Source organism: Parvibaculum sp. (genome assembly GCF_049651025.1).
Taxonomy (GTDB): domain Bacteria; phylum Pseudomonadota; class Alphaproteobacteria; order Parvibaculales; family Parvibaculaceae; genus Parvibaculum.
The window spans coordinates 1-23,852 of sequence record NZ_JBASBH010000001.1 but is presented as its reverse complement, the minus strand read 5'-3'; the positions used below and the strand labels follow the sequence as shown (position 1 = coordinate 23,852).

The 23,852-nt window shown below is 61.4% G+C and carries 24 protein-coding genes and 1 other RNA gene; 16 read left to right on the top strand and 9 right to left on the bottom strand.

Annotated elements, in window-relative coordinates:
- Positions 1-302: 302 nt before the first annotated feature.
- The 9 genes from WA943_RS00125 to tkt form a co-directional block, all read right to left on the bottom strand.
- A complete protein-coding gene (locus WA943_RS00125; protein ID WP_424467453.1) occupies positions 303-1,106 on the bottom strand; it encodes an inositol monophosphatase family protein in 804 nt (267 codons plus the stop codon).
- Positions 1,106-1,672, bottom strand: a complete 567-nt coding sequence (gene efp, locus WA943_RS00120; RefSeq protein ID WP_424467451.1) for an elongation factor P — start codon at positions 1,670-1,672, stop codon at positions 1,106-1,108. Before efp ends, WA943_RS00125 begins: the two co-directional genes overlap by 1 nt.
- Positions 1,673-1,780: 108 nt before the next feature.
- Positions 1,781-2,467, bottom strand: a complete 687-nt coding sequence (thiE, locus tag WA943_RS00115) for a thiamine phosphate synthase (protein ID WP_424467449.1) — start codon at positions 2,465-2,467, stop codon at positions 1,781-1,783.
- A gap of 45 nt (positions 2,468-2,512) precedes the next feature.
- Entirely contained in the window at positions 2,513-2,689 is a 177-nt protein-coding gene (locus WA943_RS00110; RefSeq protein ID WP_424467447.1) for a hypothetical protein, read from the bottom strand.
- 203 nt (positions 2,690-2,892) lie between these two features.
- Positions 2,893-5,226: a Tex family protein gene (locus WA943_RS00105; RefSeq protein ID WP_424467445.1), complete on the bottom strand. Its 2,334-nt coding sequence runs from the start codon at positions 5,224-5,226 to the stop codon at positions 2,893-2,895.
- 282 nt (positions 5,227-5,508) lie between these two features.
- Positions 5,509-6,525, bottom strand: a complete 1,017-nt coding sequence (locus WA943_RS00100) for a class I fructose-bisphosphate aldolase (protein ID WP_424467443.1) — start codon at positions 6,523-6,525, stop codon at positions 5,509-5,511.
- Positions 6,526-6,578: 53 nt separating this feature from the next.
- The gene (locus tag WA943_RS00095) at positions 6,579-7,796 is read right to left on the bottom strand and encodes a phosphoglycerate kinase (protein ID WP_424467441.1); all 1,218 of its coding nucleotides are present in this window, start codon (positions 7,794-7,796) and stop codon (positions 6,579-6,581) included.
- Between the two features lie 188 nt (positions 7,797-7,984).
- Positions 7,985-8,992 carry a type I glyceraldehyde-3-phosphate dehydrogenase gene (gene gap / locus WA943_RS00090; protein ID WP_424467439.1) on the bottom strand — a complete coding sequence of 336 codons (1,008 nt, stop codon included), beginning with the start codon at positions 8,990-8,992 and terminating at the stop codon, positions 7,985-7,987.
- 24 nt (positions 8,993-9,016) lie between these two features.
- Entirely contained in the window at positions 9,017-10,978 is a 1,962-nt protein-coding gene (gene tkt, locus WA943_RS00085; RefSeq protein WP_424467455.1) for a transketolase, read from the bottom strand.
- Between the two features lie 392 nt (positions 10,979-11,370).
- On the opposite strand from tkt, the gene WA943_RS00080 reads away from it, so the two are divergent.
- The 16 genes from WA943_RS00080 (at position 11,371) to tolB (ending at position 23,682) form a co-directional block, all read left to right on the top strand.
- Entirely contained in the window at positions 11,371-11,640 is a 270-nt protein-coding gene (locus WA943_RS00080; RefSeq protein ID WP_424467437.1) for a DUF4164 family protein, read from the top strand.
- A 23-nt stretch (positions 11,641-11,663) separates the two neighbouring features.
- On the top strand, positions 11,664-12,023 hold the full coding sequence (locus WA943_RS00075) for a cell division protein ZapA (RefSeq protein WP_424467435.1): 360 nt from the start codon (positions 11,664-11,666) through the stop codon (positions 12,021-12,023).
- A gap of 58 nt (positions 12,024-12,081) precedes the next feature.
- Positions 12,082-12,239, top strand: a non-coding RNA gene (ssrS, locus tag WA943_RS00070) — 6S RNA.
- A 37-nt stretch (positions 12,240-12,276) separates the two neighbouring features.
- Complete coding sequence (locus WA943_RS00065; protein ID WP_424467433.1) at positions 12,277-12,876, top strand: 5-formyltetrahydrofolate cyclo-ligase; 600 nt, start codon at positions 12,277-12,279, stop codon at positions 12,874-12,876.
- Entirely contained in the window at positions 12,876-13,697 is an 822-nt protein-coding gene (locus tag WA943_RS00060) for a TIGR00282 family metallophosphoesterase (RefSeq protein WP_424467431.1), read from the top strand. Before WA943_RS00065 ends, WA943_RS00060 begins: the two co-directional genes overlap by 1 nt.
- A 7-nt stretch (positions 13,698-13,704) precedes the next feature.
- Positions 13,705-14,958, top strand: a complete 1,254-nt coding sequence (locus WA943_RS00055; RefSeq protein ID WP_424467429.1) for an O-antigen ligase family protein — start codon at positions 13,705-13,707, stop codon at positions 14,956-14,958.
- Positions 14,955-15,983 carry a glycosyltransferase family protein gene (locus tag WA943_RS00050; RefSeq protein WP_424467427.1) on the top strand — a complete coding sequence of 343 codons (1,029 nt, stop codon included), beginning with the start codon at positions 14,955-14,957 and terminating at the stop codon, positions 15,981-15,983. Before WA943_RS00055 ends, WA943_RS00050 begins: the two co-directional genes overlap by 4 nt.
- Positions 15,984-16,355: 372 nt before the next feature.
- Complete coding sequence (locus WA943_RS00045) at positions 16,356-17,102, top strand: YebC/PmpR family DNA-binding transcriptional regulator (protein WP_424467425.1); 747 nt, start codon at positions 16,356-16,358, stop codon at positions 17,100-17,102.
- 57 nt (positions 17,103-17,159) lie between these two features.
- Positions 17,160-17,702 (top strand): crossover junction endodeoxyribonuclease RuvC, encoded by a 543-nt coding sequence (ruvC, locus tag WA943_RS00040; protein ID WP_424467423.1) that lies wholly within the window; start codon positions 17,160-17,162, stop codon positions 17,700-17,702.
- Complete coding sequence (gene ruvA, locus WA943_RS00035) at positions 17,699-18,313, top strand: Holliday junction branch migration protein RuvA (protein WP_424467421.1); 615 nt, start codon at positions 17,699-17,701, stop codon at positions 18,311-18,313. Before ruvC ends, ruvA begins: the two co-directional genes overlap by 4 nt.
- Positions 18,310-19,353 (top strand): Holliday junction branch migration DNA helicase RuvB, encoded by a 1,044-nt coding sequence (gene ruvB, locus WA943_RS00030; protein ID WP_424467419.1) that lies wholly within the window; start codon positions 18,310-18,312, stop codon positions 19,351-19,353. Before ruvA ends, ruvB begins: the two co-directional genes overlap by 4 nt.
- Positions 19,350-19,814, top strand: a complete 465-nt coding sequence (locus WA943_RS00025) for a YbgC/FadM family acyl-CoA thioesterase (RefSeq protein WP_424467417.1) — start codon at positions 19,350-19,352, stop codon at positions 19,812-19,814. Before ruvB ends, WA943_RS00025 begins: the two co-directional genes overlap by 4 nt.
- 273 nt (positions 19,815-20,087) lie before the next feature.
- Positions 20,088-20,837: a protein TolQ gene (gene tolQ, locus WA943_RS00020; RefSeq protein ID WP_424467415.1), complete on the top strand. Its 750-nt coding sequence runs from the start codon at positions 20,088-20,090 to the stop codon at positions 20,835-20,837.
- Between the two features lie 2 nt (positions 20,838-20,839).
- On the top strand, positions 20,840-21,304 hold the full coding sequence (gene tolR, locus WA943_RS00015) for a protein TolR (RefSeq protein WP_424467413.1): 465 nt from the start codon (positions 20,840-20,842) through the stop codon (positions 21,302-21,304).
- A gap of 4 nt (positions 21,305-21,308) precedes the next feature.
- Entirely contained in the window at positions 21,309-22,160 is an 852-nt protein-coding gene (locus tag WA943_RS00010; protein ID WP_424467411.1) for a hypothetical protein, read from the top strand.
- 172 nt (positions 22,161-22,332) lie between these two features.
- On the top strand, positions 22,333-23,682 hold the full coding sequence (tolB, locus tag WA943_RS00005) for a Tol-Pal system beta propeller repeat protein TolB (protein ID WP_424467409.1): 1,350 nt from the start codon (positions 22,333-22,335) through the stop codon (positions 23,680-23,682).
- Positions 23,683-23,852 lie beyond the last annotated feature (170 nt).

Below are 23,852 nucleotides of genomic sequence, written 5' to 3'. Positions count from 1 at the left end.
GCTGAAGGCCGCGCGTCGGCGTATGCGGACGGATCAGCGGCACGGCGTCGATGGGCAGGTCGTCTTCCGCCGCATATGTGGCGGCGGGCGTTGCGAGGCCCATGGCGATAGCGAGCGCGCATGCGGTCACGGAGGCGAAGGCCCGGCGCTTGTAAAGAGATGTCATGGCTTGGATCCGCTGCCCGTACGAATGTCGTGGGCCGTCAGTCTAGGCAAGTTCGCACGATGACAACAGGCTTTAGCGCATGTTGCGACGAGCAGACGGAAACGGATTTCGACGGAAGGCAGGGCGATGCGGCGGCTCAGCCGTCCAGATGGGCCTTTTTCAGCACCTTGGAGAGCTGGGCATGGACCATCTCGTTGCCGACGATGACGCTGCCGCTTGCCAGCATGTTTTCACGGCCATCCATGTCGCTCACCGTGCCGCCTGCCTCGCGCACGATGACGATGCCTGCTGCGAGGTCCCAGGGAGCGAGATTGGCTTCCCAATAGGCGTCGAAGCGTCCGGCTGCCACATAGGCGAGATCGAGCGAGGCGGCGCCCATGCGGCGCACGCCCGAGACGTTCAGCATCACGCCGCGCAGTTCGGAAATGTAGCGTTCATGGCCGGGGCGGCCGATATGCGGCGTGCCGCAGCCGACGACGCATTGCGTCAGCTCGCGGCGGACCGCGACGCGGATGCGCCGGTCGTTCACGAATGCGCCCTGGCCTTTTTCGGCGATGAACATTTCGTCGGTGATCGGATTGTAAACGACGCCCGCCACCATCTGGCCGTCGCGCTCAAGGCCGATCGAGATGGCGAAATGCGGAATGCCGTGCAGGAAGTTCGTCGTGCCGTCGAGCGGGTCGATGATCCAGCGATGCGACTTGTCGGCGCCTTCGACCACGCCGCCTTCTTCCATCAGGAAGCCATAGCCGGGCCGCGCTTTCGACAGTTCCTGGAAGATGATCTTCTCGGCTTTCCTGTCGGCGGCGGTCACGAAATCGGCAGGGCCTTTCATCGAGACCTGAAGGTTCTCGACTTCGCCGAAGTCGCGCTGAAGGCCTCGCGCGGCCTTGCGGGCGGCGGCGACCATGACCGTCATGACGGGGGTGTGACGTGACATCAGTCGGCGCGGCGCAGATAGGTGATTTCGTTCGTGTCGACGACGATCTTTTCGCCCGACGTGATGAAGGGCGGCACCATCACGCGGACGCCGTTTTCAAGCGTCGCGGGCTTGTAGGAGCTGGTCGCCGTCTGGCCTTTCACGGAAGGCTCTGTGTCGGTGATCTGGAGCACGACCTGATCTGGCAGCGAAATGCCGAGCGCCTTGCCCTCATGCATTTCGACCGTCACCTTCATGCCGTCCTGCAGGAAGGCGGCGCGGTCGCCGACCCAGTCGCGCGACAGCTCGATCTGCTCGTAATTCTCGTCGTCCATGAAGGTCAACATGCCGTCGACTTCATAGAGATACTGGTAGTCCTTCTGCTCAAGGCGAATGCGCTCGACCGACTCTGCGGAGCGGAAGCGTTCGTTGAGCTTGCGGTTGTCGACCAGGTTCTTTAGTTCGACCTGCGCAAAGGCGCCGCCCTTGCCGGGCTTCACATGCTGCACTTTGACCGCCGCCCAGAGGCCACCCTGATGTTCGATGACGTAGCCGGGCCGGATTTCATTACCGTTGATCTTGGGCATGGGTTGTTCTCAGGACTTTCCAGGGATTTGGCGTTCAGGGCCAGGCGCGCCGACAGGAAGGGCGCAGCGGCGCTCTGATAGCATCAAGCCGCCGGAAAGACCATGCTTTTATGGCTTTTGGCGCGGTTCGGTCAGGACCCGATTGAAGGCGCGCACGGCTTCCGCCGGTCCGCCGGGATGGGCCCAGACGCCGCCCGAGACGGCGAGGAAGTCCGCGCCTGCCGCGACCAGCGGGGTGGCGTTCTCGACCGTGATGCCGCCAATGGCGACGCAGGGCAGGACGAACATTTCAGACCACCAGGTCAGAATTTCCGGCTCGGCGCGGGCTTTTGGGGTTTTTGTGCCGGTTTCGAAGAAGGCGCCGAAGGCCACATAATCCGCGCCCGCTTCGCCCGCTTCCATGGCGAGGTGGCGGCTGTCATGGCAGGTCACGCCGACGATCCGGTCGGGACCGACCAGCTTGCGGGCCTCCGCATAGGGCGCGTCATCCTGGCCGATATGCACGCCGTCCGCGCCCAGTTCGGCGGCAAGATCGGCGCGGTCGTTGATGATGAAGGCGACGTCATAGGATTGCGCCAGCGGCATAAGTATCTCGGTTGCGCGGCGGATGGTGTCGGCGTCGGCGGTGGCTTCGCCTTCCGTCTTCAGACGCAATTGCAGCGAGGCGACGTCGCCTGCGTCCAGCGCGGCCTTCAGCGTATCGGCAAAGGCGCGCGGCTCCAGCCTCGGCGGGGTGACGAGATAAAGGCGGCAGGGTTCGCGCTCTTCGGCGACGGGATCGTTCTTCTTGCTCATGGCCGGTTTGTAGCGCGAAGCGGGGAGCCATGCACCCCCTTCAATTCAGCCCAGAAAGCCGACGAGGTGCCCCAGCCCGTAAAATGCCATGCCCCAGAGCCCCAGACCGATAATGATGGCCGGGGCGATGTACCAGCCGGGCATCCATGTCTCCTCCGGTTCCGGGTCAGGTCGTTGCGAGTTCAGCCTGGCTGCATCAATGCTTTCGAAATTGTCGTTCATTGCCCAATCCCCACCCCCGTCCGAAGAATGCCCATATTGGCCGGGGGATAATGAGCAAGGATCAAGAATCCTTGCCGAACCTGTCGACCTACTATGTCGCGAAGATCGTCTGTACGCTGTGCTAAATTGGCAGCAATCGCGCTAAATGCAACGCGCACGGGAAGTGTCGGCTAATTTTTCCATAAGACGCATCTGCAGTGCCGCTATTTCCGCCCGTCAAAGCCCGCGCGCCGCAACGCATCGGCGAGAGCGCCGCCGGCGCTTTCTTCCTGACGTGCGGGCTTGGGCGAGGATTTCATTGGCGGGCGCGCGCCGCTGCTGCGGTTCTGGCCCCGCTCCTTGGCTTGGCCTGCCACGGGAATTTCGTCGTCCATGCGCATGGTAAGGCCGATGCGTTTGCGCTGCGGGTCCACCTCAAGCACCTTCACACGCACCACATCGCCGGGTTTTGCCACATCGCGCGGGTCTTTGACGAAGGTGCTGGACATGGCCGAGATATGGACGAGGCCGTCCTGATGCACGCCCACATCGACGAAAGCGCCAAAGGCCGCGACGTTGGTCACCACGCCTTCGAGGATCATGCCCGGTTCGAGATCGGAGATTTTCTCCACTCCGTCGCGGAAGGTTGCTGTTTTGAAGGCGGGGCGCGGATCGCGGCCCGGCTTTTCCAGTTCCTTCAGAATATCGGTGACGGTCGGCAGGCCGAATGTTTCATCGGTGAAGTCCGCCGCGCGCAACTGGCGCAGCGTCGTCGCATTGCCGATCAGGTTTTTCAGATCGTCGCCCGTCTTCTCGATGATGCGGCGCACGACCGGATAGGTTTCGGGATGCACGCTTGATGCGTCCAGCGGATCGTCGCCATTGGGGATGCGCAGAAAGCCCGCGCAAAGCTCGAACGCCTTTGCGCCGAGACGCGGCACTTTCTTCAGCTCGCCGCGCGTGCGGAAGGGGCCGTTTGCATCGCGATGGGCGACGATGCTCTGCGCGAGGCTTTCGCCGATGCCCGAAACGCGCGCCAGCAGCGGCACGGAAGCCGTGTTCGCATCGACGCCGACGCCGTTCACGCAGTCTTCCACCACAGCATCGAGCGAGCGCGAAAGCTTGTATTCGCCGATATCGTGCTGGTACTGGCCGACGCCGATCGACTTCGGATCGATCTTCACGAGTTCGGCCAGCGGGTCCTGCAAACGCCGCGCGATCGACACCGCGCCGCGGATCGACACGTCGAGTTCCGGCAATTCGGCAGACGCATAGGCAGAGGCTGAATAAACCGACGCGCCTGCTTCCGACACCATCGCCTTGGTGAGCTTGAGGTCGGCATGGCGCGAGATCAATTCGCCCGCCAGCTTGTCCGTCTCGCGCGAGGCCGTGCCATTGCCGATGGCGATGAGGTCGACCTTATGCGCGCGCGCCAGTCGCGCCAGCACCGCAATCGCATCGTCCCAGCGGTTCGCAGGCTGGTGGGGATAGATCGTGTCATGCGCGACGACCTTGCCCGTCGCATCGACCACGGCAACCTTCACGCCCGTGCGAAACCCCGGATCGAGGCCCATGGTCGCCCGCGTGCCCGCAGGTGCCGCCAGCAGCAGATCGCGCAGGTTTCCGGCAAAGACCTTCGTGGCATCGTCTTCTGCGTTCTGGCGCAGGCGCATGCGCAGATCGAGATTGATATGCAGCAGGATTTTCGTGCGCCACGCCCAGCGTACCGTGTCGGCCAGCCACTTATCGGCGGCGCGGCCCTGATCGGTAATGCCGAAATGATGCGCGATGCGGCGTTCGTATGAGCTCGGCTGGCCTTCCTGCCCGGGCACGATTTCCTCAGGCACCAGCGTCAGGCTCAGCATCTCTTCCTTCTCGCCGCGAAACAGCGCGAGGATGCGATGCGAGGGCAGTTTCACAAGCGGCTCGGAGAAGTCGAAATAGTCGGCGAATTTCTCGCCCGCCTGTTCCTTGCCCGTCTGCACCTTCGAGGCGATCTTGCCGCGCGTCCAGACTTCCTCGCGCAGCGCGCCGATGAGTTCGGCATCTTCCGAAAAACGCTCGATCAGGATCGAGCGTGCGCCGTCAAGCGCCGCCGCGGCGTCCGCCACGCCCTTGTCCGCATCGACATAGGCGGCGGCCGTCGCCGTCGGGTCGAGCTTCGGATCGTCCTTCAGCGCATCCGCCAGCGCTTCCAGCCCCGCCTCGCGGGCGATCTGCGCCTTGGTGCGGCGCTTGGGCTTATAGGGCAGGTAGATGTCTTCCAGCCGCGCTTTCGTCTCTGCCGTTGCGATCTGGTGGCGCAGCGTGTCGTCGAGCTTTCCCTGTTCCTCGATGCTGGCAAGAATCGCCGCGCGGCGCGTTTCAAGTTCGCGCAGATAGCCGAGGCGTTCTTCCAGCGTGCGAAGCTGCGTATCGTCCAGCGTGCCGGTCACTTCCTTGCGGTAGCGCGCAATGAAAGGCACCGTCGCGCCGCCATCCAGAAGTTCGATCGCTGCGGCGACCTGTTCTTCGCGGACGCCAAGTTCTTCTGCAATACGCTGGCTGATCGACTTCATGGGGTCTCATGCGGTTGGAATCGGGGGAGGGGCTTTGTAGCGCGGATAAGAGACGCCTTCCACCTTCGCAATGACGCGTGAAAAGCATCGCACCTCCGACACCACGCTCTCTGTGTCACCCCGGCCTTGTGCCGGGGTCCAGGACGGCGTGCTCAGCGAATGCGGCCCCTGGATCCCGGGACAAGCCCGGGATGACATTCAATTTCGAAGTCCACAGCCAAAAACAAAAAAACGCCCCGCAATTTCTTGCGGGGCGTTTCAATTCAACGAAGGCGAAAACTCTTACGCCTTCTCCATCTCCGGCTTCCACTTTCCGAGTGCCGCAAGGCTGTTCATCTTCGCGCGATGGGCGAAGGCCTTCTGCGCGGCGGGCACGTTCTCGGCCTTGCCGGCCCATGCCTTTTGCGGGGCCGCCTGCAAGGCGCGGCCATAGGAGAAGGAGAGCGCCCAGGGCAGGTTGCCGATGGCGTTCATGGCGTTGAGATGCGCGGTCGCATCTTCGTCCGACTGGCCGCCCGAGAGGAAGACGATGCCGGGAATGGCGGCGGGCACGGTGCGCTTGAAAACCGCAATGGTCTTTTCGGCGACTTCCTGAACGCTGGCCTGCGTCGGGCACTTCTTGCCCGAGACGACCATGTTCGGCTTCAGGATCGTGCCTTCGAGCTTCACGCGGTGGCGCGCCAGCGCGTTGAAGAGCGAGTGCAGAACGGCCTCGGTCACTTCGGCGCAACGGTCCGCCGTGTGGTCGCCGTCCATCAGCACTTCGGGCTCGACGATCGGAACGATGCCGTTCTTCTGGCAAAGCGCGGCGTAGCGCGCGAGCGCCTCGTTATTGGCTTCAATGCAACCATTGGTCGGGATCACGGGCGAGATGTCGATCACCGCGCGCCATTTCGCAAAGCGTGCGCCGAGCTTGTAATATTCGGCAAGGCGCTCATCGAGGCCGTCGAGGCCTTCGGTGATCGTTTCGCCGGGGAAACCAGCCATCGGCTTTGCGCCCGCATCGACCTTGATGCCGGGGATGGAACCGGCCTTCTTGATCAGGTCCACAAGCGGCGTGCCGTCTGCGCCCTTCTGGCGGATCGTCTCGTCAAACAGGATGACGCCCGAGATGTGGTTCTTCATCGCATCGTCGGTGCGGAACAGCATTTCGCGATAATCGCGGCGGTTCGCTTCCGTCGACTCGGTGTTGATCGCGTCGAAGCGCTTCTTGATCGTGCCCGAGCTTTCGTCGGCGGCAAGGATTCCCTTGCCCGGCGCGACCATGGCTTGCGCAATCGATTCCAGCGTTTCAGTCATGTCTCGAAATCCTTCTCAGATTATTGGCCTTCAGAACGCGCTTCGCAAAATCTTCAGCTTTTCGCTTGGCGTTCCAGCGCCGCGACGCCGGGCAGTTCGACGCCTTCCATCCATTCAAGGAAAGCCCCGCCTGCAGCCGACACATAGGAAAAATCTTCGGTTGCGCCTGCTTCGTTGAGGGCGGCAACCGTATCTCCGCCGCCCGCCACCGAAATCAGCGAGCCGATCTTCGTCATCATGGCGACATGGCGCGCCGCCGTCACCGTTCCGGTGTCGAAGGGCGGCACTTCGAATGCGCCAAGCGGGCCGTTCCAGACGATAGTCTTTGCCGTTTCGATGCGGCCTGCAATGTAGTTGAGCGTATCCGCGCCGACATCGAGGATCATCATGTCGTCGGGCACGGCGTCCACGGAAACGGTGGTCGCAAGAGCGCCCGCCTTGAATTCCGACGCCACGACAACGTCTATCGGCAAAAGAATCTCGCAACCGGCAGAGCGCGCATTGGCCAGAATGTGACGCGCCGTATCAAGGAGGTCGCGCTCGCAAATCGACTTGCCGACCTTCTTGCCCTGTGCGGCGAGGAAGGTATTGGCCATGCCGCCGCCGATGACGAGCGCATCGACTTTCTTCACCAGATTGCCGAGCAGCGAAATCTTCGTTGAAACCTTTGCGCCGCCGACAATGGCGACGACGGGATGCGTCGGATTGCCGAGCGCGACGTCGAGCGCCTTCAGTTCTGCTTCCATGGCGCGGCCCGCATAGGAGGGCAGCTCGTGTGCAATGGCTTCGGTCGAGGCATGGGCGCGATGCGCGCAGGAGAAAGCGTCGTTCACATAGACATTGCCGTTTTCGGCAAGCGCCTTGGCGAATTCGGGATCATTGTGTTCTTCGCCCGGATGGAAGCGGGTGTTTTCCAGAATGATGATGCCGCCTGCGGGCAGCGCGTCGATATTGCGCTTGGCGATCTCGCCGATGCAGTCGGTCGAGAAGGCGACCTTGCGGCCGAGATAGGGCTCAAGCGCGGCGGCCACCGGCGCGAGGCTGTATTGCGCTTCGGGCGTTCCTTTCGGGCGTCCGAAATGCGACAGCACTATCACCTTGGCGCCGCGGTTCGACAGTTCGGTCAGCGTTCCGGCAACGCGCTCGATGCGTGTCGCATCCGTGATGCGTCCATCCGCCATCGGAACATTAAGGTCCGCGCGGACGAGAACCCTCAGGCCCATCAAGCCGACAGCTTTGAAAAGATCATCGAGGGTCTTGTGCTTGCTCATGTTTCGAAACGGTCTTCTTTGAAAAACTGACTTGCATTCACTTCCCCATTTTCGTTTCGCGTCCATGCGCGACGTGCGGGGAGGTCGGATTGCATCGCGATCCGGTCGGGGGGGTCTTCTTCGCCGGACTGTTGCGAAGCAGACCTCACTCCGCCCTCCCGAAAGGAGAGGGCGGAGTGAGAAGCGATTTAGAGAAGCTTGCCCATGGCGACGGCGGTGTCGCCCATGCGGTTGGAGAAGCCCCATTCATTGTCGTACCAGCTCAGCACGCGCACGAGCCTGCCGTCGATCACCTGCGTCTGCGTCAGATCGAAGGTGGACGAAGCCGGGTTGTGGTTGAAGTCGATCGAGACGAGCTTCTCGTCGGTCGTGGCGAGCACGCCCTTGAGGTGGGTCTTCGAGGCAGCGATGATCGCCGCGTTCACTTCTTCAGCCGTGGTCTTCTTTTTTGCCGTGAAGACGAGGTCGATGACCGAGACGTTGGCGGTCGGCACGCGGATCGAGGTGCCGTCGAGCTTGCCCTTCAGTTCCGGCAGCACGAGGCCGACGGCCTTGGCCGCGCCCGTCGAGGTTGGGATCATGGAGAGGCCTGCGGCGCGGGCGCGACGTGCGTCCGAATGCAGCGTGTCCACCGTGTTCTGGTCGCCCGTATAGGCGTGGATCGTCGTCATGTAGCCCTGCTCGATGCCGACAGCCTTGTTCAGCACGGCGGCGACCGGCGCGAGGCAGTTCGTCGTGCACGACGCGTTCGAGACGATCTTGTGGCTCTTCTTCAGGTCCTTGTGGTTCACGCCGTAGACGACTGTGATTTCCGCGCCGTCTGCAGGCGCCGAGATCAGAACCTTCTTTGCGCCTGCCGTCAGGTGCATCGAGGCCTTTTCCTTCGAGGTGAAGATGCCCGTGCATTCAAGCGCGATATCGACGCCGAGGTCCTTCCAGGGGAGCTTGGAGGGGTCGCGTTCGGCCAGCACCTTGATCGGGCCGCGGCCGAGATCGAAGGACGACTTGGTGACCTTGATCTTGCCGGGGAAGGGGCCGTGGACCGAGTCCCACTTCAGCAGATGGGCGTTTGCTTCGACCGAACCCAGATCGTTGATCGCAACGACTTCGATGTCCTTGCGGCCTGACTCCGCGATGGCGCGAAGCACCAGGCGTCCAATTCGACCAAAACCGTTAATCGCAACGCGAACTGCCATTTTATTGTCTCCTGGATCTAGCTATTAGGCCTTGAGGCACGCTTTCGCGGTGGCGACAGCGGCTTCTGCGGTGATGTTGAAATGCTTGTAGAGATCTGAGGCGGGAGCCGACGCGCCGAAGCCCGTCATGCCGACGAAACCGCCATCGGGGCCGATATAACGATCCCAGCCATACTGCACAGCGGCTTCGATCGCGACTTTCACAGTACCGTCGCCGAGCGTTTTTGCCTTGTAGTCTTTCGACTGGGCTTCGAAGAGTTCGACGCAGGGCATGGAAACGACGCGCGCGCCGATGCCTTCGGCTTCGAGAAGCTTCTGCGCGGCAACGGCGATTTCGATTTCAGAGCCGGTGGCGATCAGCGTCACCTTTGCGGGCAGGGTTGCGGCCACGAGTTCATAGCCGCCCTTCGCGCAGAGGTTTTCGTCCGTATGCGTCGTTCTGACCGTCGGCAGGTTCTGGCGCGACAGGGCGAGGACCGAAGGCGTTTCCTTTGCTTCGAGCGCGGCCTGCCAGCATTCCGCCGTTTCCACCGCGTCGGCGGGGCGGAACACATAAAGGTTCGGCATGGCGCGAAGGCTCGCCAGATGCTCGACCGGCTGATGCGTCGGGCCGTCTTCGCCAAGGCCGATCGAATCATGCGTCATCACATGGATCACGCGCTGCTTCATCAGCGCCGCGAGGCGGATCGCCGGGCGGCAATAATCGGTGAAGACGAGGAAGGTGCCGGAATAGGGGATAAAGCCCCTGTGCAGCGCCATGCCGTTCATGGCGGCTGCCATGCCGTGTTCGCGGATGCCGTAATGGATGAAGGAGCCGGAGAAGTCCGAAGCCGTGATCGCCTTCTGGCCTTTCGAGCGCGTATTGTTCGAGCCGGTGAGGTCGGCCGAGCCGCCCACCATTTCGGGGATAATCGCGTTGATGACGTTCAGCGCTTCCTCGGAAGATTTCCGCGTCGCCCAGCTCGGGCGTTCCGCGGACAACTTCTTTTTATAGTCGTTGATCGTCGCAACGAAGTTCGCAGGCAGCGTGCCCTCAAGCTCGCGCTCGAACTCGCGCTTGTTTTCGCTCGAAAGCTGATCGAAACGAGCCTTCCACTCAGCTTGCGCCCTGGCGCCGTCGCGACCGACCGCGCGCCACTCTTCCACAACCTCTGCGGGAACGTGGAACGGCTCATGCGCCCAGCCGAGCGTCTGGCGGGCCAGCGCGATTTCGTCGTTGCCGAGGGCTGCGCCATGCGAGGAAGACTTGCCCTGCTTGTTGGGCGAGCCATAGCCGATGACGGTGCGGCAGGCGATCAGCGTCGGCTTGTCGGAGTTGCGCGCTTCCTCGATGGCGATGGCGATCTCTTCGGCGTTATGACCGTCGATCCGCGAGGCGTTCCAGCCCGCCGCCTTGAAGCGCATCAGCGCATCGCCCGATTCCGAAAGGTCGAGCGAACCGTCGATGGTGATGCCGTTATCGTCATAGAGGACAATAAGCTTGGAGAGCTTCAGATGGCCGGCAAGGCTGATCGCCTCGTGGCTGATGCCCTCCATCAGGTCGCCGTCCGAGGCGATGACATAGGTGTAGTGGTCGACAATGTCGGCGCCGTAGCGGGCGGCCGACATGCGTTCGGCCAGCGCCATGCCGACGGCGGTCGAGATGCCCTGACCGAGCGGGCCGGTCGTCGTCTCGATGCCGAGCGCATGGCCATATTCGGGATGACCCGCCGTGATGGAGCCGAGCTGGCGGAAATTCTTGATCTGCTCGATCGTCATGTCCTTGTAGCCAAGGAGATAATGGAGCGCATAAAGCAGCATCGAGCCGTGACCGGCAGACAGCACGAAACGGTCGCGATCGGGCCAATGGGGCTTTGAAGGGTCGATTTTCAGGAAGCGGCTGAACAGCACGGTCGCCATGTCGGCGGCGCCCATGGGCATGCCGGGATGGCCGGAATTGGCGGCCTGAACCGCGTCCATTGCGAGTGCCCGGATGGCGTTTGCCATATCGCGATGGAGAGGCGACGCAGCAGCGGCGCTCCTCTTGTTCTGGGGGGCGGCCGACTGATCTGCTGGCGTCATGTCTCTAAACTCTTCAAGAGCGTCAGGGCGAAAAGCCCTTTGGGAGGCCGGCTTGGCTGGCCCGGAGCTACGTCCCGCGCCGCATATCTGTCGGCGGAAGGGTGCCTGGTCCGCTAGGTTTCGGGGTCCGGCAAGCGGGGCCACATTGACCATGCGCCATTCGGTGAGTCAATGATGGATTCATGCAAATAGTCGCGCATTTCCGGGGTTTGGGCGCTCTTGTCGCGCCTGCCGGATTGACCTCATTTCGTCACGACGCCTATGGTGAGACAAGAGGCCACGGGATCGCCTCACGATTTTCGGAAATTTGGGAAAGCATGAGCAAACTCGATTCCGCGACAGAGCGCTTCAAAGGCGCACTTGACCGGCTGGAGGCAGGGATTCACCGTCAGTTGCTGCGGGCGCAGTCGGCTGTCCAGCTTGAGAGCGAGGTTAATGCGCTGAAGGAAGACCGGGCGCGTCTGGCCGAGGAACTCGATCAGATGAAGGCCGAGGCGCGGCGCATCAATGAATTGAACGAGCGGGCCTCCGAAACGCTGGCCAACGCGATCGACGGCATCCGCGAAGTGCTTGCAGATGCCGAATAAGGCTCGGAAAGAAGGCTGAATTCATGGGACAGGTCACAGTTCTCATCAACGAAAAGGCCTATATGGTCTCCTGCGGCGATGGCGAGGAGGCGCATCTCAAGGACCTCGCCGCCCACGTCAATCTGCATGTCACGGACCTTGCCCAGCAGGTTGGGCAGGTCGGGGAAACGCGGCTTTTGCTGATGGCGGCGCTTCTGGTGGCCGACGAGCTTTCCGAGGCGCTTGCCAAGGTAAAGATGCTCGAGGCCGATATAGAACAGCTCACACAGACGCGGATCGCGGCGCTGGAGCGTTCGCGCGAGGCTGAAGATCTTCTCGCCGATGTTCTCGACAGTGCGGCGCGGCGGATCGAGGATGTCGCCCGGCGCGTCGAGACCGCCTGACGCCTCTTCCTTCAGTGACGCCCCTTGACCTGAGCCCCATGCAAGCCCGATATGTGCCTGGGTGCTGCCTGGCTCGTCAGGAACACTTTTATCTCGGGGCCTTACGATTCTTCAGGGAGTTGTCCCTGAGGGAGACTGTGGTTTCCTTCACACGACGCCCACCTACATGTGTAGGTCTCCGAGAATCACCGTTCCAACGGCCAAGGCGGCCCCACTTCACCCACGGGGCTTCCACATCATTACCCGGGCGTCGATGACAGCCGCGCAAGCCAAATCAGAGGTGAGAGCGGCGGCCAAGGCGCGGCGGGCGATTGCCCATGCGGCTTTGGGTCCAGCGGCCGCCTCGCGGTTTGCGGACCATTTCCTTTCCCATGTGCCTCTGGGCTCGCGCGCGGTTGTGGCGGGTTATGCGCCCATCGGCAGCGAAGCCGATCCGGGCGAAATCATGCGCCGCGTGGCAGCGCTTGGGCACCCTCTCGCGCTCCCCCATGTTGCCGCTATGGCCGCTCCGCTGGGTTTTCGCCTGTGGAAGCCAGGCGACGCGTTGATTGCCGGCCCGCATGGCACGCGCGAACCGGCTGGCGATGCGCCGGAGGTCACGCCGATGCTGGTTCTGGTGCCGCTCCTTGCCTTTGATGGCCGGGGGCACCGGCTTGGCTATGGGGGCGGCTATTACGACCGGACGCTCGAGGCCCTGCGCCAGCGCAATCCGGGCGTCGCTGCCGTGGGTCTTGCCTTTAGCGACCAGGAAGTGACACACCTTCCCCTTGAACGCGTTGACGAGCCGCTCGACTGGATCGTGACGGAATGCGGTGCACGGGCCTTTTCGAGACAAGGATCGGGACAGACATAATGAAGCTGCTATTTCTGGGCGACATCGTAGGGCGCGCCGCGCGCGACGCCATTGTTGCCGATCTACCCGGCCTTCGCGAACGCCTCGGCCTCGATTTCGTGATCGTCAATGGCGAGAACGCGGCGGGTGGTTTTGGCATTACAGCCCAGATTTGCAACGATCTTTTCGATGCCGGTGTCGATGCCGTGACGCTTGGCAATCACGCCTGGGACCAGCGTGAGGCGCTGGTGCATATAGAGCGCGAGCCGCGCCTCATCCGGCCGATCAATTTTCCCAAAGGCACGCCGGGACGCGGGGCGAGCCTTCTTGAGACTGCGAGCGGCGAGCGCGTGCTTGTCATCAATGCAATGGGTCGCGTTTTCATGGATCCGCTGGACGATCCCTTTAGCGCCATCGAACGCGAAATCGATTCCTGCCCGCTTGGTGAGGTCGCCGATGCCATCGTCGTCGATTTCCATGGCGAGGCGACGTCGGAAAAAATGGCGATGGGGCATTTCTGCGACGGGCGCGCGAGTTTCGTCGTCGGTACGCATAGCCATGTGCCGACTGCGGATGCACAGATCCTGCCGGGCGGCACGGCCTACCAAACTGACGCAGGCATGTGCGGCGACTACGATTCCGTTATCGGTATGGAAAAGGAAGAGCCCATTAGCCGCTTTCTGTCGAAGATTCCGCGCGGTCGTTTCACGCCAGCACTTGGGCCGGCAACGCTTTGCGGCGTCTATGTCGAAATTGAACCCGGCACGGGCCTCGCGCTTCGTATCGAGCCCGTGCGTGTCGGTGGGCGCTTGAAGCAAACTCTGCCAACGATTTCCGAGTAGTCCGCCTATGACAAGATCGGCATGGATTGAAAATGCTCGCGATATACTGATCGTTTTCCGGCGGCCCGAAAGCATCGCATTCGCGGTCCTTGTCAGTCTTGCCACCTGGATCAGCGTGCTCGCACCCCGCATCATGGGCGCCGTCATGCCGATCGCTGCCGCCTTCGCCCTTGTCGGCGCCATCAGGCTTCGCCAGCGCATGCGCATGCCGCTGATGGAAACGGAAGTGTGGTGGGTCTGGGGAGGTGCGGTTCTTCTGATCGGCCTGTCCGCATTCTGGTCGCCCGATATCGCTTATGGACTTGAGCGCGCGGTCAAGATTGCGACTTCGCTCGCCATGGGAATATTCCTTTTCTTTCTGGCGGCTGAGCTTTCTGAAGAACACAGGGGGCGTTTGCGCAAGCTGCTCCTCGTCAGCTTCGTCTTCGGCATTGTCCTGATCTCCGTGAACATGCTCACTGATGCGGGGCTTTATCGTTTGGTGGCGAGCAGCAAGACGCTCGACAAGGCGGAGATCGGCGCCAATCGTGCGGCGGTGATCATGGCCGTGCTCTTGTGGCCGACATTGCTTGCTGCGCTTGAAAACGGCCGCAACCGTCTTGCGCTCCTTCTCCCGTTCGCCACCCTCGCCGCCGTTCTCCTGACACAGAGCCAGACGGCGCCAGTGGTGATCGTTGTAGGCCTTATCGTCTATGCGTTTTGCCGGATAGCACCGCGCATCGGGACGCTGCTTGTCGGCGTTGTCGGCATCGCGCTTATTGTCGGCATGCCGTTCTTCTTCCTCGCCTCCTGCCCGGCGCTTTTACAGCCCGGCATCGGATGGGATGCCGCTTCGGTCGGCGCACGGCTTGAAATCTGGTGTGCGGTAAGTTCCGCCATTCCCGATGCTTATATCCTCGGGCATGGCGTCGAGGCGGCGCGCGTCGTGCAGGATTGGGGGATGGCGCATCTCTATTTTCCCGGTACGGGCATATTGCATCCCCATAATGGCGCGTTGCAGGTCTGGTACGAATATGGGGCGGTTGGCGCATTGTTCGCGGCTGCGATCTGGGCCGTCCTCGTTCATCGCATTGCAGGCCTTGCTACCCAGCCGCGGGTTATCTGTTTTGCTGCCTTGACCAGCATTGCCGTCGTTAGTTACATCAGCCACGGATTATGGCAAAGCTGGTGGCTCGGGGCGGTAGGTATTGTTCCGGCATTGTTTCGAATGGTGGCCGGCAAGATCTGGTTTGGCGCTGATGAGCGCCGGGGGCGGAATTGAAAATCGTCATTGTAGGGAACTACAACGAGAAGAAGGCTGGCGCGAATTTCTATGCAACGGTCAGGAAGCTCGTTAACGGTTTTACGCGCAACGGCCACGCCGTCATTTCCTATAGTGACCGCGACGTTGCGCGCAGCATAAGTCCCTGGGGTATTGGCCGCGCCGGTATGCGAAAAGCCAATCGTCTGCTGGTAGATGTTTGCCGCGATTTTCGTCCCGATCTCATCGTGATGATGCATGCCGACCAGATCGGCAATGACACTCTGCGAGAGATAAGGGGATTTCTCCCGGCGCTGCGCATCGCGGCCGTCAACCTCGATCCGGTTTTTCTGCCCGAGAACCCGCCTCGCATCAGGCGGCTCGCCGATGTTGCCGACATCACTTTCATCACCACGGCAGGCGAGACGCTTGCCCAGTTCGCGACCTCAACCCATCGTGTTGCCTTCATTCCCAATCCGACGGACCGGTCCATCGAGACGCTTGAGTGCTTCGCGCGCACGGATCAATCCTTCGATCTTCTGTCGGCCATAGGCAGCGAAAAAGGTACGCCTTGGCGTGCGGACAGAATGAGAGCTTTGAAGGCGGCTGTGCCCGAGGCGCGATATGGATTTTTCGGTATCGACGGCAAGGGGCCGATATTCGGCGCTGCCTATTTCGACGCCATTGCCAATTCCCGCATGGGACTCAACCTCAATCGCAGTGATAACGATTACCTCTATTCGTCGGACCGGCTCGCGCAGTTTGCGGGCAACGGGCTTCTCGTTTTCGTCGAGCGGGCGAGCGGCTATGGCGAGATCTTTGCCGAGGATGAGTTCGCCTTTTACAGCGGGCCTCAGGATCTCGCCGACAGGTTGCGCTATTTCCTCGCGCATGACGCAGAGCGGCAGGCCGTCGCCCGCAAGGGCCATGCGAAGTATCACGCGATCTTCAATGAGCGGCTGGTTGCGCGCTTCATCGAGGAAGCAACTTTCGGCCGCGTTGATGCTGCCGATTATGCCTGGCCGACCGCCGTTTACGGCGGCTGACCCTTTCCAGTTTTGAAAATGAATGCGCCCCGCCCAAGACACTCGAGGTGGGCGAGTTGCCGTGGACGGGGCGCGTTTGCCGCCGCTTCCTGCGGAGGCAGTCCGGCCTTGCGGGTTTGGGCAAACCGCGAAACCGGAACTTCTGCGAAGCGTCCGGCCCGGATGGTGGGCGCCATCTGTTGTCAGCCGGAACATCCTCACAGTAGGTGTGAATCGTTAAGCACACGTTAAACGGGAATATAAAATCATACAACACTTTTTGCGTGTATTCAGGTCGCAGCGTGTCGTGCTGGATTTTGGAGGGGAGCAATCCTATAAAAAGCCCGCACTCGACGTGCGGCTCAGCGCGTCACTCAGTAATTTGGAGACGGCATGGCCGGCCATTCACAATTCAAAAACATCATGTATCGGAAGGGCGCGCAGGATAAGAAGCGCTCGAAGCTCTTCTCCAAGCTCGCCAAGGAAATTACCGTCGCGGCGAAAATGGGCTTGCCCGACCCCGATTATAATCCGCGTCTGCGCGCCGCCATTCAGGATGCGCGCGCTGAAAACATGCCGCGCGACAATATCGAACGCGCCGTCAAGAAGAGCGCGGATCAGGGTGGCGAGAATTATGAAGAGGTCCGCTATGAGGGCTTCGGCCCCGGTGGCGTCGGCGTCATCGTCGAATCGCTGACCGATAATCGCAACCGCACGGCGAGTTCAGTGCGCTCACTTTTCACCAAGAATGGCGGCAATCTTGGCGAGACGGGCTCCGTCTCGTTCATGTTCTCGCGCCTTGGCCGTATTGAATATGCGCCTGAAGTTGCGAGCGCCGACGCAATGATCGAGGCGGCAATCGATGCTGGTGCCGATGATTGCCAGTCGAGCGAGGAGGCCCACGAGCTTTTCTGTGCGCCGGACAGCCTGCATGAGGTTGCGCGCGCCCTTGAAGCGAAGTTTGGCGAACCGCGTTCGGCCAAGATCGTCTGGAAGCCTCAAAATTCGATTGAGGTCGATGACGAGAAGGCAGAGACGCTCATCAAACTGCTCGAAGCGCTGGACGACGACGACGATGTGCAGCAAGTTTATTCAAACTTCGAGTTGTCCGATTCGATGATGGAGAAAATATCCACCTGATTTCCTGCAGGTGCATACTCCGATCAGTCGCCGGACCTGAACACACAGGCCCAATACATGGCGGCCTCTCTTCGTTATCTCGGCATCGATCCGGGTTTGCGCGCGACCGGTTGGGGCGTCATCGACGTCACGGGCGCGCGTCTGACCCATGTCGCCAATGGCACCATCACATCGAATGACCGGCTGAGCCTTGCCGAGCGTCTGGTGCAAATCGAGACCGGTCTCGTTGCCGTTCTCGAGGCGCATGCGCCGGATGCGGCGGCGGTCGAGCAGGCTTTTGTCGCCCGCGATCCGCTGGCGGCGCTGAAGCTCGGTCAGGCGCGCGGCATTGCGTTGCTTGTACCCGCGCGATGCGGCATAGCGGTTGCTGAATATGCGCCCAATCACATCAAGAAATCGGTTGTCGGCGCGGGGCATGCGGGAAAGGGGCAAATTCGCATGATGGTCGAAATGTTGCTGCCCGGCTGTGGCGTTGCGACGGAGCACGCAGCCGATGCGCTTGCCATCGCCATTTGCCATGCCCATTCGGGCGGCGCCAATGACCGGATTGCGGCGGCGTTGCTGCGCGATGCGGCAGGCGCAAAGGCGAGGCGGGCATGATCGGGCGGTTGAAGGGCATCGTCGATGAGACGGGCGCCGATTGGGCGATTGTCGATGTGAATGGCGTCGGCTATCACGTCACCTGTTCGCGGCGCACGCTTGATGCGATGCCTACAGCGGGTGGCGCGGTTACACTTTCCATCGAGACCAAGGTCAGCGACGACGCGATCAGGCTTATCGGCTTTTCGAGCGACGTCGAGCGCGACTGGTTTCGTCTTTTGCTGAGCGTGCAGGGCGTCGGTACGCGCGTTGCGTTGGGTGTTCTGGGCACGCTGACGCCGGGCGATCTTGCACGCGCAATTGCGCTTGATGACAAGAAAGCCGTGTCTGCGGCACCGGGCGTTGGGCCGAAGGTCGCCGCGCGCATCGTCACCGAATTGAAAGACAAGGCTCCGCAAGGCGGGATGCTTGCCAGCGTCCTTGATGTGCCCGGCGCGCCGCAAGTTGTCGATGCGTCGGCGGCCATGCGCGACGCTGTATCCGCGCTCGCCAATCTCGGTTATCCGCAGGCGCAGGCTGCGGGCGCTATTTCCTCGGCGGCGAAGAAACTTGAGGCCGATGCCTCGGCCGAACAGCTTATTCGTCAGGGATTGAAGGAGATGGCCCGGTGACAGACCGTCTTCTCAGCGCGCGTAAAAAGGAAGAGGACGAAGCCGAACGTTCGCTTCGTCCGCAGGTGCTTGCCGACTTCGTGGGGCAGGCGCGGGCGCGTGAAAATCTTGCTGTATTCATTGAAGCGGCGCGGGCGCGGGGCGAGGCTCTCGATCATGTGCTTTTCGCCGGGCCGCCCGGTCTCGGCAAGACGACGCTTGCGCAGATTGTGGCGCGAGAGCTTGGCGTCAATTTCCGCGCGACGTCCGGCCCGGTGATTTCCAAGGCGGGCGATCTCGCGGCCTTGCTGACCAATCTCGAGCCGCGCGATGTGCTCTTCATCGATGAAATACATCGCCTGTCGCCGGCAGTTGAGGAAATCCTTTATCCGGCGATGGAGGATTTTCAGCTCGATCTCATCATCGGCGAGGGGCCGGGCGCGCGTTCGGTCAGGATCGATCTTGCGCCGTTCACGCTTATCGGTGCCACGACGCGGACGGGGCTTCTTACGACGCCGCTGCGCGACCGCTTCGGCATTCCCGTGCGGCTCAATTTTTATGAGATATCCGAGCTTGAACTCATCGTTCGTCGCGGTGCCGGGCTTCTCGGCGTCGATATGACGGCGGATGGCGCGCATGAGATTGCGCGCCGTGCGCGCGGTACGCCGCGAGTTGCCGGTCGCCTGCTTCGGCGCGTACGCGACTTTGCGGCTGTGGATGGCGTCATGCGCATCGACGCCAAGGCGGCCGACAAGGCATTGCGGCGGCTTGAGGTCGATGAGCGCGGTCTCGATGCACTCGATCATCGCTATCTGCGCTGCATTGCCGTCAGTTTCTCCGGCGGCCCGGTTGGCGTCGAGACGGTCGCCGCATCGCTGTCGGAACCGCGCGATGCGATCGAGGAAATCATCGAGCCCTATCTCATTCAGCAAGGCTTCGTGAACCGGACGCCGCGCGGGCGCGTGCTTACGGCGGCGGCTTTTGTCCATCTGGGCCTGCCTTTGCCCGTTGGCGGCATCGCCGGGCAGGGCGCTCTCTTCAATAGCGATGGCGGGCCATGAGCGGGCGCGACTGGCCAGATCTCGCCGGGCGGATCGAGGACAAGACCCATATTCTTCCGGTGCGGGTCTATTATGAAGATACGGATTTCTCCGGAATCGTTTACCACGCGAATTATCTGCGCTTTGCCGAGCGCGGCCGGTCGGATTTTTTACGACTTGCCGGTGTCAATCATACCGAGTTCTTTCAGGGCGACGACCCGCTGGCTTTCGCCATTCATCGCATGGAAATCGATTTTGTCAGGCCCGCGCGGATCGACGACCGGCTGGAGGTTCATACGCGTTATTCACGTGCCGGCGGCGTGCGCCTTGAAGCCGTGCAGGCGATTTTTCGGGTGAATGAGGCTGGCGCGGATGAGGAAATCTGGCGGGCGCTTGTTTTTGCGGCCTGTCTTGACGCAAAAGGGAGACCGCGTCGATTGCCGGAAAAGGCGCGGACAGCGCTTGCGCCGTTCATCGGTTAGGTGCGTTCTGGCGCGGCGCTTTGCTGCAGCGCTCCAAGACCGAGATGTTGTCTACGTGCAACATCAATTCGCTAAGGTATTGAACTTCGTGATAAGTCCCACAATGCGCCACGGTTTCGACATAATTCGTGGACTAACTTTGGCCTCGCCCCGGGGGGTACAATTGCATGTTCGGACATGCGCCAGCGCAAGGCTCTGCCTCGCGCCCGCAAGCTTGTCCGCTTATGTGCCATTTTCGCCGTGGATGGGCGCGCTTTCGGAGATGAACTGGTAATGGACCCGACGACTCAGCATATCGAAACCGGCGTGAACACGGCGCAGGTCATCGCCAATCAGACAGTCAACACGGTGCCGGTGGATTTCTCCATCTGGGGCCTGTTCATGCATGCCGACGCGATCGTGAAGATCGTGATGCTCGGCCTGCTCTTTGCCTCGGTCTGGTCTTGGGCAATCATTTTCGACAAGTGGTGGCGCTTCAATCGCGTCGAACGCCGCGCCGACCAGTTTGAACGCACGTTCTGGTCCGGTCGCTCGCTCGACGATCTCTATCAGGAAGTCGGCCACCGTCCGGGGCATCCGCTTTCGGCCCTGTTCATCGCCGCGATGCGCGAATGGCGCCGTTCGCAGGAAATCGCCACCGACAGCTTCCTTGGTCTCAAGGAACGCGTCGACAAGGTGATGCAGGTCACGATCAGCCGCGAAATGCTGAGCCTTGAGGCCCGGCTTCTGTTTCTTGCCACCGTCGGTTCGGTCGCACCCTTCATCGGCCTTTTCGGCACAGTCTGGGGCATCATGAACAGCTTCCAGGCTATCGCGATCAGCCGTGACACCAACCTCGCTGTTGTGGCGCCCGGCATTGCCGAAGCGCTCTTTGCTACGGCGCTTGGTCTTGTCGCGGCCATTCCGGCGGTTGTCGCCTATAACCGGTTTTCCAATCAGGTCGGACGTTTCGGCTCGCGCATGGAGAGTTTCGCGGATGAGTTTTCCGCGATCCTGTCGCGCCAACTCGACGAGCGGAGCTGACCATGGCGTTTTCCTCTCAGGGAGGAAGTGGCGGGCGCGGGCGCAGCAAGTTCCGGCGCGCGCCCATGGCCGATATCAACGTGACGCCGATGGTCGACGTCATGCTTGTGCTGCTCATCGTGTTCATGGTGGCAGCGCCGCTTCTTACCGTCGGCGTACCTGTCGATTTGCCCAAGACGCAAGCTGCGTCGCTGTCGGGCGACAACGAACCCTTGACCATCACCATCGATGGCCGGGGGCAGATTTTCCTGCAAGAGACGCCGGTTGAGGCCGACGCTCTGGTGCCGCGCCTCACGGCAATTGCGCAGAACGGCTATGAGCAGCGCATCTTCGTTCGTGCCGATAGCACGATCGATTATGGCCGCGTCATGGATGTAATGGGCCGTATCAGCTCCGCCGGTTTCAGCAAGGTCGGTCTGGTGACCGAGTCCGATACGTCGCAGGCCCCCAAAGCCAGGACGAAATAGCACTTTGAGTATGCGCAAGCCGCTTCTGTATTCTGCCGCGATTCACGTTGTCGTGTTGGTCGCGACCATTGTGGCTCTTCCGACCAAGGAACTTGTGCCGGTGCAGACGCGCGCCTTGCCTGTCGAACTGCTGACGGTCGCCGAGATGACGAACCTCAAGCGTCAGGCAAAAAAGGCGGTCGACAAGCCGAAGCCCGTCGAGACGCCGAAACCAAAGCCTGAGCCGGAAAAGCCCAAGCCCGTGCCGCAGCCCGAGCCGAAGGTGGAACCAAAGGCGACGCCGACACCGCCTGAGCCCGAGACGAAGGCCGAGCCGATCCCGGACAAGAAGGCCGAGAAGAAAAAACCGGAAGAAAAGAAACCCGAGCCGCCCAAGCCCGAGACGAAGAAGCCTGTCGCCGAAAAGAAGCCGGAAAAGAAGAAGACCTTCGATCCGACCAAGATCGCGGCGCTCCTGAACAAGATTCCGGACTCGGCCTCTCAGCCCGACGAGGCGAAGAAGACAGACGAAAAGGCCGATGCTTCGGAAACGGATGATGCCGACTTGCCGATGACGGCAAGTGAGATCGATGCCATTCGTCAAAAGGTTCAGCAGTGCTGGAACGTGGGCGATCTTGCGGGCGGTGCCGATGCCGATAAGCTGTTTGCAAAGATCAGCTTTTCGCTCAATCAGGACGGCTCGATTGCCGGGCGGCCTACGATCGAGGAAACGAGCGGCGGCACGCTGTCGCGGCTTTTTGCCGAACGCGCCATTCAGGCGGTGCAGAAATGCGCGCCTTACGATTTTCTGCCGCAGGACAAGTTCAGCACCTGGCGGGATGTGGAGCTTAACTTCAATCTCTCGGGCATGATGTGATGGGCCCGGAGGGGCGATTGAAACGGAACGACGGGTGAGGCGTTGAGAGGGAGTGGGGTGTCCTGTTTTCTTTCCGTCAACTGAATGTGTGATTGTGTTGCGTCGGTGCTGGCGGGCGGCGTTGAGACTAATCGGGATTGGGGCTTTAAACCCTTAAGGCAGGAGAACCGCGATGTTTGAATTTCGCAGTCTAGTGGGCGCCCTTCGCGCGAGGCTTTCGGTGCGCTTTGCCATTGCCGCCGTGATCGTGTGCGCTGTCGCGGCACCCGCTCAGGCGGCGCTGCAAATCGACATCAATCGAGGCAATGTCGAGCCGATGCCGATCGCGATCACTGATTTTGTCGGTGGGGCAGGGCAGGAAGCTTCCGCAGGTGCGGATATTGCGACTGTTGTCACGAACGATCTGGAGCGGTCCGGCCTCTTCAAGCCGTTGCCCAAAAGCTCATTCATCGAGAAGGTTTCGGACATCAACGTGCCGCCGCGTTTTGGCGACTGGCGCATCATCAAGGCGCAGGCGCTGGTGACGGGGCAGGCCAAGATGGAGGCCGACGGGCGGCTTCGCGTCGAGTTTCGCCTCTGGGACGTTTACGGCGAGCAGCAGCTCACCGGCCTGCAGTTCTTCACGACGCCTGACAATTGGCGGCGTGTTGCGCATCTGATTTCGGATGCGATCTATCAGCGCCTCACGGGCGAGCAGGGTTACTTCGACACGCGCGTTGTTTACGTGTCGGAAACGGGACCGAAGAATCGTCGTGTGAAGCGCCTGACGATCATGGATCAGGACGGCTTTAATCCGCGCATGTTGACGAATGGCGCCGAACTCGTTCTGACGCCGCGCTTCAGCCCGAATTCGCAGGAGATCACTTATCTCTCCTATCACAACAATAATCCGCGCGTTTACCTGCTCGACATCGAGACGGGCCAGCAGGAAGTGGTCGGCGAGTTTCCGGGCATGACCTTCGCGCCGCGTTTTTCGCCTGACGGGCAGAAAATCATCATGAGCCTGCAGCGCGGCGGCAACTCGAACATCTACACGATGGATTTGCGCTCGCGCAAAGTGACGCGTTTGACGAATACGGCCGCAATCGACACCGCGCCGAGCTATTCGCCGGACGGCACGCAGATTGTCTTTGAATCCGATCGTGGCGGCGCGCAGCAGATTTACATCATGAATGCCGACGGCTCCAATCAGCGTCGCATCAGCTTCGGCCAGGGGCGTTATGCGACGCCGGTCTGGTCACCGCGCGGCGATTATATTGCTTTTACCAAGATGATCAGCGGCCAGTTCGTTATCGGCGTCATGAAGCCCGACGGCACCGGCGACCGTATCCTGACCGAAGGGTTTCACAATGAGGGCCCGACATGGGCGCCGAACGGTCGCGTCTTGATGTTCTTCCGCGAGCGGCGCGGCGCGCAGGGCGGTCCGAATCTGTGGTCGGTCGATCTCACGGGCGCGAATGAGCGTCAGGTGTCGACGCCAACCTTCGCGTCGGACCCGGCCTGGTCGCCCCGCATCCAGTAATCGCGGCGGTTTTCCGCTTCGTGCGGGTCAGGCGATAATTGTGGAAGAGATGATTTGGCCGGGCGGGAAATACCCCTCCGGCCAAGTCTGTTAAAAACGGTGCATAAATGTCACTGTCCGCATGCTGAAAAGCCGCAACTGTGCCAATGTTCTTGCCACCCCTCAGGAGC

Excerpts from the sequence above, each read along its gene's own strand:
- tolB (WP_424467409.1), top strand. The coding sequence starts at position 22,333 with ATGTTTGAATTTCGCAGTCTAGTGGGCGCCCTTCGCGCGAGGCTTTCG.
- WA943_RS00095 (WP_424467441.1), bottom strand. The coding sequence starts at position 7,796 with ATGAGCAAGCACAAGACCCTCGATGATCTTTTCAAAGCTGTCGGCTTG.
- efp (WP_424467451.1), bottom strand. The coding sequence starts at position 1,672 with ATGCCCAAGATCAACGGTAATGAAATCCGGCCCGGCTACGTCATCGAA.
- WA943_RS00065 (WP_424467433.1), top strand. The coding sequence starts at position 12,277 with ATGACAGCCGCGCAAGCCAAATCAGAGGTGAGAGCGGCGGCCAAGGCG.
- ruvC (WP_424467423.1), top strand. The coding sequence starts at position 17,160 with ATGGCGGCCTCTCTTCGTTATCTCGGCATCGATCCGGGTTTGCGCGCG.
- WA943_RS00055 (WP_424467429.1), top strand. The coding sequence starts at position 13,705 with ATGACAAGATCGGCATGGATTGAAAATGCTCGCGATATACTGATCGTT.
- thiE (WP_424467449.1), bottom strand. The coding sequence starts at position 2,467 with ATGAGCAAGAAGAACGATCCCGTCGCCGAAGAGCGCGAACCCTGCCGC.
- WA943_RS00100 (WP_424467443.1), bottom strand. The coding sequence starts at position 6,525 with ATGACTGAAACGCTGGAATCGATTGCGCAAGCCATGGTCGCGCCGGGC.
- tkt (WP_424467455.1), bottom strand. The coding sequence starts at position 10,978 with ATGGCAAACGCCATCCGGGCACTCGCAATGGACGCGGTTCAGGCCGCC.
- WA943_RS00125 (WP_424467453.1), bottom strand. The coding sequence starts at position 1,106 with ATGTCACGTCACACCCCCGTCATGACGGTCATGGTCGCCGCCGCCCGC.
- WA943_RS00105 (WP_424467445.1), bottom strand. The coding sequence starts at position 5,226 with ATGAAGTCGATCAGCCAGCGTATTGCAGAAGAACTTGGCGTCCGCGAA.
- WA943_RS00025 (WP_424467417.1), top strand. The coding sequence starts at position 19,350 with ATGAGCGGGCGCGACTGGCCAGATCTCGCCGGGCGGATCGAGGACAAG.
- WA943_RS00060 (WP_424467431.1), top strand. The coding sequence starts at position 12,876 with ATGAAGCTGCTATTTCTGGGCGACATCGTAGGGCGCGCCGCGCGCGAC.
- tolQ (WP_424467415.1), top strand. The coding sequence starts at position 20,088 with ATGGACCCGACGACTCAGCATATCGAAACCGGCGTGAACACGGCGCAG.
- tolR (WP_424467413.1), top strand. The coding sequence starts at position 20,840 with ATGGCGTTTTCCTCTCAGGGAGGAAGTGGCGGGCGCGGGCGCAGCAAG.
- WA943_RS00075 (WP_424467435.1), top strand. The coding sequence starts at position 11,664 with ATGGGACAGGTCACAGTTCTCATCAACGAAAAGGCCTATATGGTCTCC.
- WA943_RS00110 (WP_424467447.1), bottom strand. The coding sequence starts at position 2,689 with ATGAACGACAATTTCGAAAGCATTGATGCAGCCAGGCTGAACTCGCAA.
- WA943_RS00045 (WP_424467425.1), top strand. The coding sequence starts at position 16,356 with ATGGCCGGCCATTCACAATTCAAAAACATCATGTATCGGAAGGGCGCG.
- ruvA (WP_424467421.1), top strand. The coding sequence starts at position 17,699 with ATGATCGGGCGGTTGAAGGGCATCGTCGATGAGACGGGCGCCGATTGG.
- WA943_RS00080 (WP_424467437.1), top strand. The coding sequence starts at position 11,371 with ATGAGCAAACTCGATTCCGCGACAGAGCGCTTCAAAGGCGCACTTGAC.
- gap (WP_424467439.1), bottom strand. The coding sequence starts at position 8,992 with ATGGCAGTTCGCGTTGCGATTAACGGTTTTGGTCGAATTGGACGCCTG.